We start from the raw sequence: 15,958 nt of genomic DNA, 5'->3' as shown, positions 1-15,958 counted from the left end.
AAGTTCATGCGAAACGGTCAGAAAACCGAGATCCCGCCTCAAGGACGCGCCACGCTTTTTCAACGATCGGCAAGTCGATCATCTTGTTGTCGAGCGAAACGGCACCACGACCTTCAGCCAGGGATTTTTCGTATGCAGCCACAATCCTCTGCGCCTGAGCGACTGCGTTTTCAGACGGGGTAAACGCAGCATTCAACGGTGACACTTGTGAAGGGTGGATTGCAAAACCGCCCTCAAACCCCAATTTGGCAGATCTTTCCACTGTCGTGCTGAAGGCGGGAATGTCGTGATACTGCGCGATGCTGCCAGCATAGCCCAAAGGGATTTTGCCGGCCGCCCGTGCTGCTGTCACGATCTGTTGGCTCGGATAAAGCAGACCGTCCCATTCGGGCTCCATGCCCATCTCCAGGCAAAAGTCTTCCGTCCCGAGATTCAACGCGATCAATCGCTCTTGTGCTGCAGCAATCATCGGCGCATTAAGCAACCCCACCGGACTTTCGATCAAACCAATCAGGGACACGTCATCGCATCCCTCGGCATGAACGAAATCGGCAACTTTCTGAATAAATTCACGGTTTTCGACTTTTGGCAGGATCAAGTAATCGATCCCTGCCGCAGTCGCTGCAGACAGGTCATCCTCTAGAAGAGCGTCGTCGTTGTTTATCCTGACCGCTACCGATTTGCCTTTATTCCGCAATACGGTCGTCGCACCGCGAAGCCTTTGCCGCCCATTCTCCTTTTCGGACTGCGGCACTGCATCTTCCAGATCAAGGATTATAACATCAGCTTCCGTCCTTGCAGCTTTGGGGACGAGGGCTTCAACGTGCCCGGGGATATAGAGAAGCGACCTGAGAGATCTGTTTTTCATCCCGCGCGCGCCATCATTGGGGGCGACACCTGACCAAGCAATCCGGTGTCCAACAAAGGCGTATCGCCATGTGCCGCCAGATATGCCTGTGCCAATTCGACCGAGCAGCCGCAGGCGCGCACCTTCTGCATTAAGTCGGCTTTGGTCATGGGCATGGACGCACCGCCAGGAACAAAAGTCATTTCATGGCTGACCACTTGACCGTCTTTAAGTTCGACTGTGATCGTTTCCGGGGTTGTCGGACCGATGTCACCAGTGTCGCCTTTCGGCAGATCGTACAGATCCAGCTTGATCGAAGCTGTCAGTTCCCGGCGCTGAGGATCGTTGAATCCGTCTGGCTCAAAGTCGCCGGGGACAACACGGCCTTCCAGCAAACCAACGGCGATACAGTACCGCACCGAAAAGCGGGCCTCGGCGTCGTTGTCCGGCACACCAAAGCCTGCAACGCGATGGAATGGCGCGGGCATGCGGATTTTGACAGAAGCGATATCGCTTGGGTGTTTGATCAGTTGGCTCAACTCAATCGCACCGTAAATTGGGCGTTGTGTGTAGGCGCAGCTCGGCCATAGCTTTCGGATAACCGGGTACTGTTGAACCGCCTGGCCCAGTTCCATCGTCTTCATCATTTCACGAAAACCAATGGATTCCGGCGTGCCGTAAACCTTTGTAAACCCAAACTCGGAATCCCACAGATTGCAGTTTCCAGTTGCGTCTGCGCGACCCAAAAGCGCCGCCCGCAGCCCAGCTTCCGCCGCCAATCCGGTATGAAGCGCTTTGGCGTCATAGCCGATCTGTGTCAGCAACCCGGAAGAAGACGACACAGCAAGCGCCATAGCATTGGACATTTGCCGCGCCGACAGCCCAAGTGCCTTGGACACTGCGGCAGCTGTCCCAATCGGACCCAATGTAGAGGTCGAGTGCCATCCGATGTCGTAGTGACCGTATCCCAGCGCTTTGCCCATCCAGATGATGGTCTCATACCCCACGATCCAGGCGTCATTCATTTCGTCAATTGTCATCGGCACCTTGTGCGCAAGGCTCAGCAAAGCACTCAGAACCGGCGCGCTTGCGTGACTGGACCCGGATAGTTCGTAGTCATCGAAGTCCAGCGCCGCTGCACGTGCGCCATTGGCCAGCGCCGCACCGGTTATCGACAGCATCTCACCGCCACCGACCGGTGGCACTGACCCCTGTCTCAGACCAAAAAGCATTGCATCCGATGCCGCAATGGCCTGACGCTCTGTCGCGCCCAAAACCATACAGGACAATGTGTCGATCAGCGTGAAACGCGCCTGTTCTCTCACCTCGGCGTCAACGCCAAGGTCCGACTGCGTTGCCCAGTCCGCAAGGCGCTCCGAGAAGTTCAGCACATTTGGTTTTGCCACGGTTTGATCTGCGTCGAGTTTCGATTGCATTGGCCTGAACCTTAGAAAGTGGCTGTTGCTTGCATGGCTTTGACCCCGTCATGGCGGCGCGCCCACAGCTGCATCGTGTTGTTTTCGCGAACACCTTCGATATGGAAGGGATTCATCCCTGCCAGAGGTGCAGTCCCGCGAAACTCAAAGGTCTTCGGGGCTTTTCCCATGGTGCGCTGGGCAAGGTCGACCAACAAGGTTGCCGTGAGCGGCCCATGAAAGACCAGACCGTCATACCCTTCAACCGAACGGGCATAATCCACGTCATAGTGAACCCGGTGCCCGTTAAAGGTCAGTGCCGAATAGCGGAACAGCATAACCTGTGTGGGCGAGATCACCTCGGACACTTCGGCGGTGTCAGGCGCTTGGGCTGGCTCAGGTTTTGGGGCGTCAGGGTGCGGATCTTCGCGGTACACGATGTCATGCTCTTCGGTCAGAGCAAGCGTACCGTCGCCCAGGAAAACCTCATGCAGAACGGTCACGAAACATAACGAGCCGCTGCGCCCGTTCTTTTCCGCAATATGCTTGATCGTAGACCGCTTTTTGACCTGATCGCCAATCGGAACGGGTGCCAGAAATTCAAACCTGCCACCGGCCCACATCCGACGGGGCAGCGCGACAGGAGGGAGAAACCCCCCTTTTTTTGGATGGCCGTCCCTGCCCAACTCATCAGCTGGTTTCGCTTCAAGAAAGTACAGCCAATGCCACAGGGGCGGCAAAACATCGCCGTTTTGCAATGTTGATTCGCGACCAATCGTGGCCTGCATGAAACGGGCGGGCTCGGCGCGCAAACTGTCCTCGTGCGTCTGCGAACGTCCGATCCAAGAGTCTACGGCTTGCGACATCATGTTGACCTTTCTGCTTTGGTCAGGCGAATTCAGCGCGCAGCGCCGGGCCATGCTGATTGATTGCAGGAGAAGACGACAACGGGCTGACCTCTTCAAGATCCACCCAACGAATGGGCGCTGCGGGTATCGCGATCGTTTCATTTCCTTCAGTTGTCACTTCGCGACGGCGCAGGGCTGGGTGGTTGCCCAGCGCTTGAACACTGTTGACCGCGCCGTACGCGATGTTCGCTGCAGCCAACCGAGCCCGGAACTCTTGCAAGGTCAGCTCTCGCGACACCTTGGAAATCAGGTCCTCCAGCGCATCACAATTGGCAACCCGGTCATTGTTGGACGCAAATCTGGAGTCTGAGCCTGCGGTGTTCGAGCGCAAGACCTCTTGGCAAAACCGCTGCCACTCACGTTCATTTTGAATTGCGATTAATGTCAATGCGCCTTCGCTCGTTTCGAACGCACCATAGGGGGCCATGCTGGGATGGCGCAAACCCACGCGTTGCGGTGCACCTTTTCCGTATTCGCCGTGCATCAGCGGGACACTCATCCAGTCTGCTGCCACGTCAAACAACGAAACGGCCAAAGCTGCCCCTTCGCCCATCATTTCACGGCGCATCAGGGCTTCCAAAACGGCCGCATGGCAGGTCATACCTGCACCAATATCACAAATCGATACGCCGATGCGTCCCATTTCGTTAACACCACCGCTGATTCCCGTGAGACCAGATTCAGCCTGAATCAGAAAATCATAGGCCTTCAGATGCTTGACCGCGTCGCCTTCTCCATAGCCGGTAATGTCAACGGTAATGAGATGCGGATGCATTTCGCGCAACTGTGCTGACCCAAACCCGGCGCGCGCCATGGCACCCGGAGCAAGATTTTGAACAAAAACATCAGCCTGAGCGACAATCCGATGCAGCAAGGCCGCGTCTTCTTCAGTGCGGAAGTCAAGCGCCAGCGATTCCTTGCCTTGGTTGGTCCAGGCAAAATACGAACTTGTGCCTTTAGCCGCACGATCATAGCCACGCGCAAAATCCCCTTCCGCGCGTTCGACCTTGATGACACGTGCCCCGGCTTCGGCCAGTCGCGCAGTGCACAGCGGTGCGGCCAATGCCTGTTCGACCGAGACCACGAGAATGTCTTTCAACGGCTTCATTTCGGCATCCTTGCTGCGATCAATTTTAAGCAGGATAAAAGCGGCTTACTTGAAAGAAAATTCATTGCTTTTGTATTTTCTGTTTAGTTAATTTTAACAAAATGACGACTCACAGACTCCCTCCCCTTCAAGCGTTGCATGTGTTTGAAACCGTCGCCCGTCTGGGCGGTGTCCGGGTAGCCGCAGCCGAATTGAACGTGACCCCCCCAGCCGTCAGCCATCAACTGGACAAATTGGAAGGGTTTCTGGGCGCGCCCTTGTTCATTCGCCGAGGGCGCAATCTGGTTCTCACCGAAGGCGCGCATGATTACCTAACAGAAGTCCGCCCCGGCCTAGAAGCAATAGGACGTGCGACATCGGTTGCAACCCAGCAATCTCAACGTGAAGTTCTGACAATTGCAGCCCCGCCTACGCTGACAGCAATGTGGCTGATGCCCAAACTGCACGGGTTCTCGGAACTGTATCCCGATTATGACATCCGTCTTCTCGATCGGATGACATTCAACCCCGAAGAACGAGGCATTGATATTGCCATTGAATACAGGTTCGAGGCCGACCCGGATTTGGTGTCACTACAGTTTTTACCGGACGAACTCGTTGCGTTGACCAGTACAGATTATGCTGAGGCGAACGCCTTACACAGTTTGGATGACCTGAAAGGCGCGACACTGATAGAAACTGAAAGGCGACTGACATCGTGGAAAAAAGTACTGGCAGGGCGATCCTGGCTGCGTCGTCAGCATTTCTTTTCGGTCAGCTACTCTTTGCACGCATTCGAAGCAGCTGCCCGAGGGATCGGCGTGGCTTTGGGCAATCGGGCCAATGCCGAAAGGATGCTGGCCGAAGGGCGACTGTGCATTCCCTTTGAACTGCCTTCCGAAACCTTACCCCCTGCCCCGCGCTATTTCCTGAGCGCGGTTTCCCATCGCCAGCGCCAGCCAAGGGTTCGCGCCTTCTGGGACTGGCTGGTCGCAGAGGCCGCGATGTAGTCTGCCTGTACAATTGACGCGCGCGACCGCCTTCAGATAGCCGCGTGATTACGCGGCTGATCGGTCGGCTGTTGGACGCTCACCAAATCTCGTTTTGTAGGCTTTCGAGAAATTAACGATACTGGCGAACCCTGTTGCGACGGCAACATCAATGATGGACAGGTCGGTACCGCGCAGCAACACCCGCGCCCGATCAAGACGCAAATTGCGATAGTAACGGGACGGGCTTGTCTTGAGGTGTTTATTGAACAAACGTTCGATCTGCCGCCTCGAGATTTTTTCGTCTTCGATAAGTTCATCAACCGGAATTGGGTCCTGCAGCGAGTCCTCCATTTTCTTGAGGATACTCAGAAACGCGGGGTTCCGGGATCCGGCCATTTTCGACATGGCCTGGCGTTGCGACCGGTTGCTGTGGCAGTCAAAGTCGTGGACACAATAATCCGCCACTTTCTGAGCAGTGCCGTTGTCGAAATCCGACTCGATGATGGACAGAGTCAAATCCAGGCCTGCAGTGCCCCCAGCGCTTGAGGCCACACCGTCATCCGCCACAACCCGCGACGGCAAACAGTCCAGTTTCGGGAACATTTCTTCAAAGACCGGGGCCAGTGACCAGTGCAACGTCAATTGCGCTTCGTTTGCCAGCCCGGCCCGCGCCAATGTAAACGCGCCGGTTCCAATCGCGGCAACCCGACCGCCGAACCTGGCATGTCTACGCAACCATTGCAGGGTTTCGGGACGGGCTTCCAAGTACCCGGCATTCCCCGAGCATACAATCACGTAATCCGAATGCCGCGTTGTACACAGGCCTGTCTGCGCAGGGATTTCGATTCCGTTCGAACACGTTACATGCGCGCCGGTCTCGGTCATGATCGACCAGGTGTAGTCTGTTTCCCCCGTAACGGAATTGGCGGCCCGCAGCGGTTCGATCCCAGCCGCAAAATCCAGCATGTTGGAACCGGGAAGCAGCAGAAAATAAAAATGGCGCTTCTGCGCAACGCCCGCAGAATGTCCGGCAGCGCTTGGGTGCTCGCCCTCCCGGCACCGGGTGATGGGTTTTGACTCAAGATACATGCGCTGCCCTGCCTTTCCTCAGACTTTAAGAAGTGATTTGAGATCAGTAGCCGTATCCGCAACCATCTGGGGATGCGGGGACTTTCCGGATTCGATCAGCCGTTTCGCAACCATGTAGGCGCGCGGGTCGTTCATCGCGTCCGCGGCGATAAGCCGGGCTTCGCGGTAGTACCAAACCGAGGTCGATCCATCCTCACCTTCACGAGAAACGACCTGATCGTAGCCGGCATTCAGACCAGCAATCTGAAGCTTGACATGGTACTGATCAGACCAAAACCAGGGTTTTGCTTCGTAAGGCTTGGTTGCACCCATGATGTTCTCAGCAACCGCTTCGGCCTGATCAATGGCGTTGCCGACGCTTTCCAGGCGGATCTGTGCGTCACCATGCGGAAACGTCGCACAGTCTCCTGCCGCCCAGATACAAGGATGCGAGGTGCGGCCCCATGTGTCTGTCTTGATGCCGTTTTCAACGTCTACACCGGCGGCTTCGGCAAGGGCCGTGTTTGGCGTGATGCCGATCCCGAAAACAACAAAATCGGCCGGGATCACCTCACCATTGGCAAGTTCCACCCCGTCTGCGCGCTCTACTCCGGTAACGCGTGCAATCTTGGTATCTTCAAGAATGCATACGTTGTTGGCATCGTGCAGTTCGCGGAAATACTGAGCGGTTTCCGGGGCCGCAACCCGCTGCAAAATGCGCGGAGCGGCTTCGATCAGTGTAACTTCAAGATCAAGCTTTGCAGCAACGGCAGCAACTTCCAGGCCAATATAGCCTCCGCCAATGATGACAATCTTTCGCCCTTGCTTGAACTCGGGCGCAATTGCATCGATGTCGGCGATGCCACGGATTGTATAGGTCCCGGGCAGAGTACCACCGATGCTCTCAGGCAGGCGGTTGGGGGTCGAGCCGGTTGCCAGGACCAGATGCTCAAACGCCAGCGTTTGGTCGCCACAAACAAGTGTCTGGTTATCTGCCGATATCTCGGTGACTTGCTGGTTCAGGTGCAGGTCGATCTGATGCTCGTCAAAGAAGCTTTCGGGCCTCAGGAAAAGACGGTCACGCGGCAGCTCGCCCAGAAGATAAGCCTTGGAAAGAGGCGGCCTTTGATACGGCGGGTGCGCCTCTTCACCGATCAGGGCAATTGGCTTGTCATGACCAAGATTGCGCAGTTTGACTGCGGCGGAGCAACCAGCTTGCCCCGCCCCCACAATGATGACACCGTATTTGGTCATTTTATCGGCCTCTCAAAGTCACGCTCAAACACACTCGCGGTCAGCGATGTCGAGGGTACGATCCAGTATCTCCAGACCGGTCATCAGATCCTCTTCGCTGATGTTCAGCGGCGGGGTCAGGCGAACGACGTTCGAGTAGAACGACAGGTACAGGCCCTCGTTCATCCCAAAGCTCATCATGTCCGTCATCGGTTTGGCGTCCGGGCCTTTCGCGGCAAACGGAACCAGCGGCTCGCGCGTGTCGCGGTTCTTGACCAGCTCGATACCGTTGAACATGCCCTTGCCACGAATGTCGCCGATGCTGGGGTGCTTTTCGGTCATCTTGGCCAGTTCGGCGCGCATCTTCTCGCCCATCGCAGTGGCGTTTTCCAGCGCACCTTCGTCCTGCATGGCGCGAATTGCGGCAATGCCCGAGGCACAGGCCAGCGGGTGACCGGCATAGGTCAGACCGCCCGGCATCGGAGTGTCGCGCAGCCAGTTGTGCAACTCGGTCGAGACCGACATGGTGCCCAGCGGCACATAGCCCGAGTTGATGCCCTTGGCGCTGGTGATGATGTCGGGCTGCACGCCCCAGTGATCGACAGCGAACCATTTACCGGTACGACCAAACCCGGCCATGACCTCATCCGCAATCAGCAGGATGCCGTATTTCTCGCAGGTCTGCTTGATCGATTGCAGATAGCCGTCGGGGGGCACGATGATGCCGTTGGTGCCCACGATCGGCTCCAGAATGACGGCAGCCACCGTGTTGGGGTTTTCGTACATCAAAAGCTCTTCCAGATGCGGACCACCCTGCGCCACCGGGCATTTCGCCGGGTCGGTGTGACCAGTCGGCAGGCGATAGACATAGGGGTCCAGCATCCGCACCACGCCCGGCATATCGGCCCGGGTCAGGTGATGGCGCGGGTCGCCTGTCAGGGACAGCGTGCCACCGGTCGCCCCGTGATACGAGCGATAGCGCGCAATGATCTTGGTTCGTCCGGTATAGTGCCGCGCCAGACGGATCGCGGTTTCGTTCGCTGCCGAGCCGCCGGTTGTGAAGAAGGTCGAAGTGATGTTCGCGGGCGTGATCTCATTCATGATCGCCGCCATTTCCGAACGTACATCCGAACCCATCGCCGGGCCGATATAGCACAACTTATCGGCCTGATCCTTGATCGCCTGAACGATCTTAGGGTGCTGGTGGCCCATATTGGCGTTCACCAACTGGCTTTGGAAATCGAGATAGCGTTTGCCATCGCTGTCCCAGAACCAGCTGCCCTGCGCGCCGGTAATAACGCGCGGGCGGCTGCCTTGTTTCGACCAGCTTTGCAGATAGTGATCTGCGTGCATGTCTTTGACCCATTCAGGATCATGTGAGGGGTAGGCGTTGCTGAAATCTTCCATAACAGGTCTCTCGGCAGGCTGGGATTGGGATCAATCGATAATGGTGACAGGCTGGCCCAAAGCGTCGGCGTCGGGCGTGACGCCCAGACCGGGCCCTTCGGGCGGGGTAATTCGGCCGTTTTCACGCACCGGACCATCGGGGGCCAGACGTGGGCCGACATAGTGGCTCAGGTCGCAGGTGTTCATGATTCCGCGCGCAGGGGTCGAAGCGGCCAGATGCAGAAGCGCGGCGGTGGTGATGTCGCTGCCCCAGGTATCCTCGATACACATCTGAGTACCCAGCGTCAGACAGACATCGCGAATCTGCCGCATTGCGGACAAGCCACTCATCTTGGACAGCTTCAATGCAACAGCCTGCATACAACCGGCCTGATGCGCTGCGATGACCGAGGCGACGTCATACGCGTTTTCGTCGATTTTCATCGGCAGGCCAGTGACCCGCTGCACATGGGCACATTCCTCGAGCGTCGCGCAAGGTTGCTCGAGCATGACATCCAGATGAGCGACGGCGCGACCGACACGGATCGCGTTCAGCGCATCGCTGCCACAGTTCCAGTCGCCATAGACCAATGGGCCCGGACCAACGGTCTCGCGCACTTTGGCCAACCGCTCAACATCCGTCTGCCAGTCGCCATCAGCCCCCAACTTGACCTGAAACTGGCGCATGCCCTTGTCATACGCATCTTGTGCCATGCGGGCCATTTCGTCCGGGGCCACGCAGGTGATTGAGTGATAGAGCGCCATGTCCTTGACCTGCCGACCCCCCAAAAGGCGGTGAACAGGTAGACCCGCGGCTTGCCCCGTCAGATCCCAGAGCGCAGTATCCAGCGCGGACTTCGCGTATGCATGACCCTGCAGAAATCGGTTCACCTGCTCCATTACGGTTTCCGGCCCCACCGGGTCGGCGCCGATCAGAACCGGGGCCAGTTTGGTGATGGCCGGGATCACGCCCTTGGCATAGGCAGGCAGGTAATGCGGGATCGGGCAGACCTCACCCCAGCCAGACAGGCCCGTATCGGTGTCGAGACGCAGCACAACCGAGGTTGTGGTGTCGCAGGTTTTCCCATCTGCCATGTAGTAGGTGTCATGGCTGGTCAGCGGAACTTCCCAAGCTGCAATGCGGATGATCTTCACGTCAGTTTTCCTTAGATTGGCCCGCCAAACCAAAGACTGGTTTTGCCGTTTTTCTTAAAAAGGGGCGTGGCGCGCGTTAGGGTGTCACCACGATATTTCCAACATGCGTTTTCTGAACGAACGCCTCTTGCGCCTTCGCGAGATCTTCCAGCGGATAGATCGCCGCCAACAGAGGCTTCAAAGCGCCGGTTTCGATCATGCCCACCACGCGCTGCATTGTGCCTGCCGGGCAGATGGTTGCGCCGGTCAGCTGCAGGTCCTTGTAGACCAGCTGACGCAGGTCGAATTCGGCCATTTGACCAGCGATGCACCCTGATGTGGAGTAACGCCCACCCTGACGCAAAGCGTTGATCAGCGCCATGAACATCGGTGATCCGACCACATCCAGCGCGATGTCCACCGGCCCGCCTGCGGCGTCGCGAATAGCGGCTTCCAGATCAACGGTGTTGCGGTCGATGACATGGGCTGCGCCCAGTTCATGCAGCATTTCGGCCTTCGAGGGGCTGGCAATCGCGATCACCTTGCAACCGCGCAGGCGGCATAGCTGAATAGCGGCCGAGCCCACGCCACCGGACGCGCCTGTGATCACCACGACCTCACCCGGACGCGGAGCGGTGCGCTGAACCAGATTTTCCGCGGTCGTATAGGCGCAAGGGAAAGTGGCCAGTTCCGCATCGCTCAGGCTGCTGTTAACGGGCACCGCATTGGCCGCGCGCACCTTGGTGTATTCGGCATAGCCCCCATCCGCCTCGGACCCGAAATAGCCCGAGTTTTCAGGGTTCAGCCAATCCCCATGGCTCAGCAACCAGGGGTCGATCATCACTCGTTCGCCGACGCGTGCGGGATCAACGCCTTCGCCAACGGCAACGATTTCCCCAGCCACGTCGGCGCCCTGAATGACGGGGAAGTTCAACGACCCGCTGCCCCAGGTGCCGTCATCGCCGCTGGCTTCGTCAAAACCATCCGCCGCGCCGCTGCCCAGAACGGCATCCACTTTCTTGGAATACCAGGCTGTGCGCGTGTTGATATCAGTATTGTTAAGACCACAGGCCCCGACCTTGATCAGCACCTCACCCTTTTCGGGCGTCGGCGTGGGCATGTCGCGGTATTCCAGCATGTCCAATCCGCCGTGACCATTCAGCACAACGGCTTTCATCGTTTCCGGGATCATCTGGTCCATGTCCTGAATTAAGTTCTTTGGCCTAACGCGGCGGGCACCTGTGTTGGTGCCCACCGGTCTTGTCTTATGCGGGAACCGCAGCGGGCGCGTCGGTGCGCGGCAGCTTGCTTTGCGGATCATAAGCAGCTTCGCCCAGAATGCGGCCCTTGCGCGGCTCACCTGCAACGATCACCTCGATCTCCTGACCCGGTACGTTGGCGTCCGGCTTGATATAGGCAAAGGCCAAGATCTTGCCGACCGTGTGGCCGTAAGCAACAGATGCTGTCGCACCAACAATCTCGCCGTTTACCTTGATCGCCTCGCCACCGTGTCCGTCCTCGATCCCGTCGGGCTCGATTTCCAGATAGGCGCAGACCCAGGGCATTTCGCCTTTCTCGGCCTGCTCGGCGCTGACGCGTGTGGCTTCGACACCCAGATACTCTTTGTCCAGCTTGAAGAAGCGACCCACATTGGCCTCGGGCAGCGTGACCTCATTGGTCAACTCGCCCGCACCGGGGAAGGCTTTCTCCATCCGCATCGCGTTCATGGCGAATGAACCGTAGTTGACGATGCCATGCGGCTCGCCCGCGGCCCACAGCGCGGTGTAGACATCCACGCAGGCTTCATCCGGCATGTGGAATTCCCAGCCCAGCTCACCGGCATAGGACATGCGGAACGCCCAGACCTTGTGACCGGCCACGGTGATTTCCTGCGCCGACAGCCAGCGGAAACCGGCATTGGACAGGTCCGCATCGGTGCACTGTGCCAGAACTTCGCGCGATTTCGGACCGTTCAGCGACAGGGCCGACCAGCCAGCGGACAGAGGCGTGATGGTCACGTTCTCATCCGCGCGGTTGTGGTTCAGGTGGTCCAGCAGCCGCTGTTCGAAGAAGGCCGCGCAGACCAGATAGAAGCGGTCATCCGCCATCCGCACCAACGTGGTCTCCAACTCGATCCGACCGCGGCGGTTCAACATATGGGTCAGTGTGATCGAGCCGGTCTTCTGCGGCATCTTGTTTGCGGTCAGACGGTCCAGCAGCGCATAAGCGTCCGGGCCCGAAACTTCGACCTTGGTAAAGGCGGTCACATCCATGATGCCGACGCTTTCGCGGACGGCTTTGACCTCGGCCCCGACCACATCATGCACCACGTTGCGGCGGAAGCTGTAGTGATCGCGCTGCTCGACACCTTCGGTTGCAAACCAACGGGGACGTTCAAAACCATAGACTTCTTCGTAAACCGCGCCCTTGTCCTTGAGGATTTCATACAGCGGCGACGGCTTGATCGGGCGACCTTCTAGACGGTTGAAGTGCGGGAAGGGGATTTCGTGGCGCAATTTGTAGTCTTCGTGCGCTTTGATGACCTGCCAGTCTTTCTTGGCATAGGCGCCAAAGCGGCGCGGGTCGTAGTCGCGCATCGAGATGTCCGCAGCGCCGCGGACCATCCACTTGGCCAGTTCGCGGGTCAGGCCGGGGCCCCAACCGATACCGATCTGGGTACCGCAGCAGCACCAGTAGTTCTTTACGCCCGGAGCGGGGCCAACCATCGGGTTGCCATCCGGCGGATGGCTGATCGCGCCATGCACTTCGCGGGTGATGCCCAATTCGGCGAATATCGGCATCCGCTCTAGCGAGTTTTCCAGCCAGGGCATCACGCGGTCATAATCGGCCTCGAACAGCCAGTTCTCGTATTCCCATGGGCATTCGTCATGCCAGACCGAGTTCGAGTTTTCTTTTTCGTAAATCCCGATCAGGCCCTTTTTCTGCTCCATCCGGATATAGCCCGAGACCTGTTTGTCGTCGCGGATCACAGGCAGCTCAACGTCCAGATCCTGAAACTCGGGCACATTCTCGGTGACGAAATAGTGGTGCGTCATCGAGGTCATGGGCAATTGCAGACCCGACCATTCACCCATCTGGCGGGCATACGTGCCGCCCGCGTTCACCACGTGTTCGCAGACAATCGTGCCTTTTTCGGTCTCGACCACCCATTCGCCCGCATCGTTCTGCGTGATGTTGGTGGCTCGGCAGTGGCGGAAGATTTTCACGCCTTTTTGGCGGGCACCAGTGGCCATCGCCATGGTTACGTTCGACGGATCCACATGACCGTCATCCGGGGTGTAAAGCGCGCCCAGAACGCCATCCAGATTGTAGAACGGGTGCTTCTCGGCGATGAAATCAGGGCCTACCAGTTCGATATTAAAGCCCAGCGAACGACCCACAGACAGGGTGTGGCGCAGCCAGTCCATTTCGTCTTCGGTATACGCCAGACGGAACGAGCCACAACCATGCCAGGTGACGGCCTGCCCGGTCTCTTCTTCCAGAGTCTTCGAATACAGGCCAATGTTGTAGTCCACCATGCGACCCAACCCGTATGAGCTGGTTGAATGGGTGATCTGACCCGCCGCGTGCCAGGTCGATCCGCTGGTCAATTCGGCCTTTTCCAGCAAGACGGTTTCTTCGCCCCAGCCTTCATGGCCAAGGTGGTAAGCAAGGCCGCACCCCATGACACCGCCACCGACGATGACAACCTTGGCGCGTTCGGGCAGTTCTTTTTTGGACATCGCAAAAATTCCTGTTCGAGAGTCGCATATTTCTGTGGACTTCCTATTGCCACATATGTACCAGTGTCAATGTAAAACGGCACAAATGTACATACCGAGATACGCAATGAATGGTACAGATGTTTCAAGCGAGGTTCTGGGACGCCTGTCACAAGAATTGTCGCTCTTGACCCCCGAAGCACAGAAAGCCGCGCGGTATGTTCTGGAAAACCCCAGAGAAGTTGGCGTCTCCACCGTCCGTGAGATTGCCGAAGCCGCCAGTGTCAAACCAAACACCGTGGTGCGAATGGCCAGACAAATCGGCTTTGAGGGCTATGGAGATTTTCGGGAACCATTTCGTGATGAGATTCGCCGAAGCGACGTCTCATTCCCCGACCGCGCACGTTGGTTGCAGGGAATCAGCCGTTCTGGCGACCTGGGTGAGCTTTATGCAGACTTGCTGGGCTCAGCCATTCGAAACATCGAAGAGACCTTTGCGGACATTGATGCCAGTCGGCTACAATCTGCTGCGGAAACGATTTGGTCGGCGCGATCCATCTATACTCTGGGCGTTGGAATAAACAATTCGAACGCGTCCAACTTCACGTATCTCGCCCGCACCGGTATGACAGATTTCCATGCGATCCCCCGGCCCGGATCAACAGCGATTGATGATCTGGCATGGGCGGACGAGCAGGATGTCCTGATCGCCATCACGTGCCACCCATATCGCACAGAAGTCGTCGAGGCGGTACAGACCGCGCGAAAGCAAGGTGTAACCGTAATCGGAATATCCGACTCGCCAGCCAGCCCCGTAATCTTGTCTGCTGAACACGGTTTTGTTGTGTCAGTAGATACCCCTCAATTCTTCCCTTCCTCCGTGTCTACAATTGCTCTGTTAGAAACACTGCTCAGTTTTGTGATAGCAGTGTCCAGCGATGAGATCGTCGAGCGGGTCGAAAAGTTTCATATACGCCGTCATCAGCTTGGCCTTTACCAGGAGGAACACACATGAATGCCCCGCTGACCCATTCGCTGGACGCCAGCTATTACACCGACCCGGCAGTCTTTGAAAAAGAGATGAATGGTCTTCTGATGCGCACCTGGCAGTATGCTGGCCACGCTAACGACATCCCTAATGTCGGCGACTATTTCGCGTTTGAAATTGCTGGTCAGAATCTGTTTGCCATCCGCGGGCGTGACAACGTCATCCGCACTTTCTACAACGTGTGCCAGCACCGCGCGCATGAGATGGTCACTGGAACCGGCAACACGCGGGTTGTGGTTTGCCCCTACCACCAATGGTCCTACGAGCTGACCGGCGGATTGCGCGCGGGGCCCAACGTCAAGAACGTTCCCGGATTCCAGCGCGAAAAGATTTGCCTGACCGAGGTTCGAACCGAGGACTTCCTGGGCTTTATCTTCGTCAACCTCGACAAAGATGCCGCGCCCATGGACGAATGGTATCCGGGTGTGCGCGAAGAGATTGCGGAATACGTGCCTGGCATAAACGACCTGGCACCGCTGGAATGGGTCGAGATTCCGGAAAACTGCAATTGGAAAGTTTCGATCGAAAACTACTCCGAATGCTATCACTGCCCCTCGAACCACCCCACTTTTGCGGAAGGTGTTGTAAAGCCTGAAACTTACGACATTCAACCCGATGCGGGCGGCGGTTACGTGTTGCGTCACACCACGGAATGTCAGGCGTTGGATAAGATGACCTATCCAATCGACATGTCAGTTCCGCATGCAGGCGACTATCAGTCGTGGTTCCTGTGGCCCATGTTCTCGTTCCAGTGCTATCCGGGCAACGTGCTGAACACCTATCACTGGCGTGCCAACACTGTGGACACCTGCACTGTATGGCGCGGCTGGTATACCGAAGGCGGTCATGAAAGCGACGTAATCCGGGGGCTTGCCGTACAAGACCGCCAGACCACAGTCGAAGAAGACATCCGCCTCGTCGAATCCGTTCACCGCGGGCTGAAATCCAAAGGGTACGTTCCCGGCCCGCTGGTTCTGGACCCCGCCTGCGGTGTCATGAGTGAACATTCCATCGCCAAGCTCCAGCAATGGATGCGTGAGGCGGTGGAATAAAACCAAACAAAGTCAAAGAAACTTGCGCTTCGGAGGGTAATTCATTGCCCTCCGAAGTTTTGGAGA

At 57.5% G+C, this 15,958-nt stretch carries 13 protein-coding genes; 3 read left to right on the top strand and 10 right to left on the bottom strand.

The features are described 5' to 3' along the window. Window positions 1-4: 4 nt before the first annotated feature. Genes ACXADZ_RS21205 through ACXADZ_RS21190 form a run of 4 tightly spaced genes read right to left on the bottom strand, consistent with a single transcriptional unit; the run spans window position 5 to window position 4,278 of the window. Complete coding sequence (locus ACXADZ_RS21205; RefSeq protein WP_475199703.1) at window positions 5-868, bottom strand: HpcH/HpaI aldolase/citrate lyase family protein; 864 nt, start codon at window positions 866-868, stop codon at window positions 5-7. Beyond that, the gene (locus tag ACXADZ_RS21200) at window positions 865-2,283 is read right to left on the bottom strand and encodes an MmgE/PrpD family protein (RefSeq protein WP_475199699.1); all 1,419 of its coding nucleotides are present in this window, start codon (window positions 2,281-2,283) and stop codon (window positions 865-867) included. The genes ACXADZ_RS21205 and ACXADZ_RS21200 overlap by 4 nt, the downstream gene beginning before the upstream one ends. A gap of 11 nt (window positions 2,284-2,294) precedes the next feature. Continuing rightward, window positions 2,295-3,128, bottom strand: coding sequence for an HTD2 family dehydratase (locus ACXADZ_RS21195; RefSeq protein WP_475199696.1), 834 nt, complete (start codon window positions 3,126-3,128; stop codon window positions 2,295-2,297). Window positions 3,129-3,150: 22 nt separating this feature from the next. After that, the gene (locus ACXADZ_RS21190) at window positions 3,151-4,278 is read right to left on the bottom strand and encodes a CaiB/BaiF CoA transferase family protein (RefSeq protein ID WP_475199694.1); all 1,128 of its coding nucleotides are present in this window, start codon (window positions 4,276-4,278) and stop codon (window positions 3,151-3,153) included. Between the two features lie 101 nt (window positions 4,279-4,379). On the opposite strand from ACXADZ_RS21190, the gene ACXADZ_RS21185 reads away from it, so the two are divergent. Beyond that, window positions 4,380-5,267 (top strand): LysR substrate-binding domain-containing protein, encoded by an 888-nt coding sequence (locus tag ACXADZ_RS21185; RefSeq protein ID WP_475199690.1) that lies wholly within the window; start codon window positions 4,380-4,382, stop codon window positions 5,265-5,267. A 48-nt stretch (window positions 5,268-5,315) separates the two neighbouring features. On the opposite strand, the gene ACXADZ_RS21180 is transcribed toward ACXADZ_RS21185, so the two are convergent. From ACXADZ_RS21180 to ACXADZ_RS21155, 6 genes are all read right to left on the bottom strand, one after another. Beyond that, window positions 5,316-6,338 (bottom strand): GlxA family transcriptional regulator, encoded by a 1,023-nt coding sequence (locus ACXADZ_RS21180; RefSeq protein ID WP_171669752.1) that lies wholly within the window; start codon window positions 6,336-6,338, stop codon window positions 5,316-5,318. An 18-nt stretch (window positions 6,339-6,356) separates the two neighbouring features. Further along, on the bottom strand, window positions 6,357-7,571 hold the full coding sequence (locus ACXADZ_RS21175; RefSeq protein ID WP_475199688.1) for an NAD(P)/FAD-dependent oxidoreductase: 1,215 nt from the start codon (window positions 7,569-7,571) through the stop codon (window positions 6,357-6,359). Window positions 7,572-7,595: 24 nt separating this feature from the next. Further along, the gene (locus tag ACXADZ_RS21170; RefSeq protein WP_475199686.1) at window positions 7,596-8,957 is read right to left on the bottom strand and encodes an aminotransferase class III-fold pyridoxal phosphate-dependent enzyme; all 1,362 of its coding nucleotides are present in this window, start codon (window positions 8,955-8,957) and stop codon (window positions 7,596-7,598) included. A 30-nt stretch (window positions 8,958-8,987) separates the two neighbouring features. Further along, the gene (locus ACXADZ_RS21165) at window positions 8,988-10,091 is read right to left on the bottom strand and encodes a mandelate racemase/muconate lactonizing enzyme family protein (RefSeq protein ID WP_475199682.1); all 1,104 of its coding nucleotides are present in this window, start codon (window positions 10,089-10,091) and stop codon (window positions 8,988-8,990) included. Window positions 10,092-10,167: 76 nt separating this feature from the next. After that, the gene (locus tag ACXADZ_RS21160; protein ID WP_171187868.1) at window positions 10,168-11,262 is read right to left on the bottom strand and encodes an alcohol dehydrogenase family protein; all 1,095 of its coding nucleotides are present in this window, start codon (window positions 11,260-11,262) and stop codon (window positions 10,168-10,170) included. 73 nt (window positions 11,263-11,335) lie between these two features. Then, window positions 11,336-13,813 carry an FAD-dependent oxidoreductase gene (locus ACXADZ_RS21155; protein WP_171648015.1) on the bottom strand — a complete coding sequence of 826 codons (2,478 nt, stop codon included), beginning with the start codon at window positions 13,811-13,813 and terminating at the stop codon, window positions 11,336-11,338. Between the two features lie 106 nt (window positions 13,814-13,919). Here ACXADZ_RS21155 and ACXADZ_RS21150 point away from each other — a divergent pair, with 106 nt between their 5' ends. Both ACXADZ_RS21150 and ACXADZ_RS21145 read left to right on the top strand, forming a co-directional pair. Then, window positions 13,920-14,807: a MurR/RpiR family transcriptional regulator gene (locus tag ACXADZ_RS21150; protein WP_171648014.1), complete on the top strand. Its 888-nt coding sequence runs from the start codon at window positions 13,920-13,922 to the stop codon at window positions 14,805-14,807. Next, on the top strand, window positions 14,804-15,892 hold the full coding sequence (locus ACXADZ_RS21145; protein ID WP_171095334.1) for an aromatic ring-hydroxylating oxygenase subunit alpha: 1,089 nt from the start codon (window positions 14,804-14,806) through the stop codon (window positions 15,890-15,892). The genes ACXADZ_RS21150 and ACXADZ_RS21145 overlap by 4 nt, the downstream gene beginning before the upstream one ends. Window positions 15,893-15,958: the final 66 nt, after the last annotated feature.

It is taken from the genome of Ruegeria sp. ABM4_193 (genome assembly GCF_056158705.1).
The sequence above is the reverse complement of the archived record's forward strand: the minus strand, read 5'-3'. Positions and strand labels throughout refer to the sequence as shown.

What these genes read in the sequence shown, in the direction of transcription:
- ACXADZ_RS21185 (WP_475199690.1), top strand. Translation starts at nt 4,380, where the DNA reads ATGACGACTCACAGACTCCCTCCCCTTCAAGCGTTGCATGTGTTTGAA.
- ACXADZ_RS21175 (WP_475199688.1), bottom strand. Translation starts at nt 7,571, where the DNA reads ATGACCAAATACGGTGTCATCATTGTGGGGGCGGGGCAAGCTGGTTGC.
- ACXADZ_RS21160 (WP_171187868.1), bottom strand. Translation starts at nt 11,262, where the DNA reads ATGATCCCGGAAACGATGAAAGCCGTTGTGCTGAATGGTCACGGCGGA.
- ACXADZ_RS21180 (WP_171669752.1), bottom strand. Translation starts at nt 6,338, where the DNA reads ATGTATCTTGAGTCAAAACCCATCACCCGGTGCCGGGAGGGCGAGCAC.
- ACXADZ_RS21205 (WP_475199703.1), bottom strand. Translation starts at nt 868, where the DNA reads ATGAAAAACAGATCTCTCAGGTCGCTTCTCTATATCCCCGGGCACGTT.
- ACXADZ_RS21155 (WP_171648015.1), bottom strand. Translation starts at nt 13,813, where the DNA reads ATGTCCAAAAAAGAACTGCCCGAACGCGCCAAGGTTGTCATCGTCGGT.
- ACXADZ_RS21190 (WP_475199694.1), bottom strand. Translation starts at nt 4,278, where the DNA reads ATGAAGCCGTTGAAAGACATTCTCGTGGTCTCGGTCGAACAGGCATTG.
- ACXADZ_RS21200 (WP_475199699.1), bottom strand. Translation starts at nt 2,283, where the DNA reads ATGCAATCGAAACTCGACGCAGATCAAACCGTGGCAAAACCAAATGTG.
- ACXADZ_RS21195 (WP_475199696.1), bottom strand. Translation starts at nt 3,128, where the DNA reads ATGTCGCAAGCCGTAGACTCTTGGATCGGACGTTCGCAGACGCACGAG.
- ACXADZ_RS21145 (WP_171095334.1), top strand. Translation starts at nt 14,804, where the DNA reads ATGAATGCCCCGCTGACCCATTCGCTGGACGCCAGCTATTACACCGAC.
- ACXADZ_RS21170 (WP_475199686.1), bottom strand. Translation starts at nt 8,957, where the DNA reads ATGGAAGATTTCAGCAACGCCTACCCCTCACATGATCCTGAATGGGTC.
- ACXADZ_RS21150 (WP_171648014.1), top strand. Translation starts at nt 13,920, where the DNA reads ATGAATGGTACAGATGTTTCAAGCGAGGTTCTGGGACGCCTGTCACAA.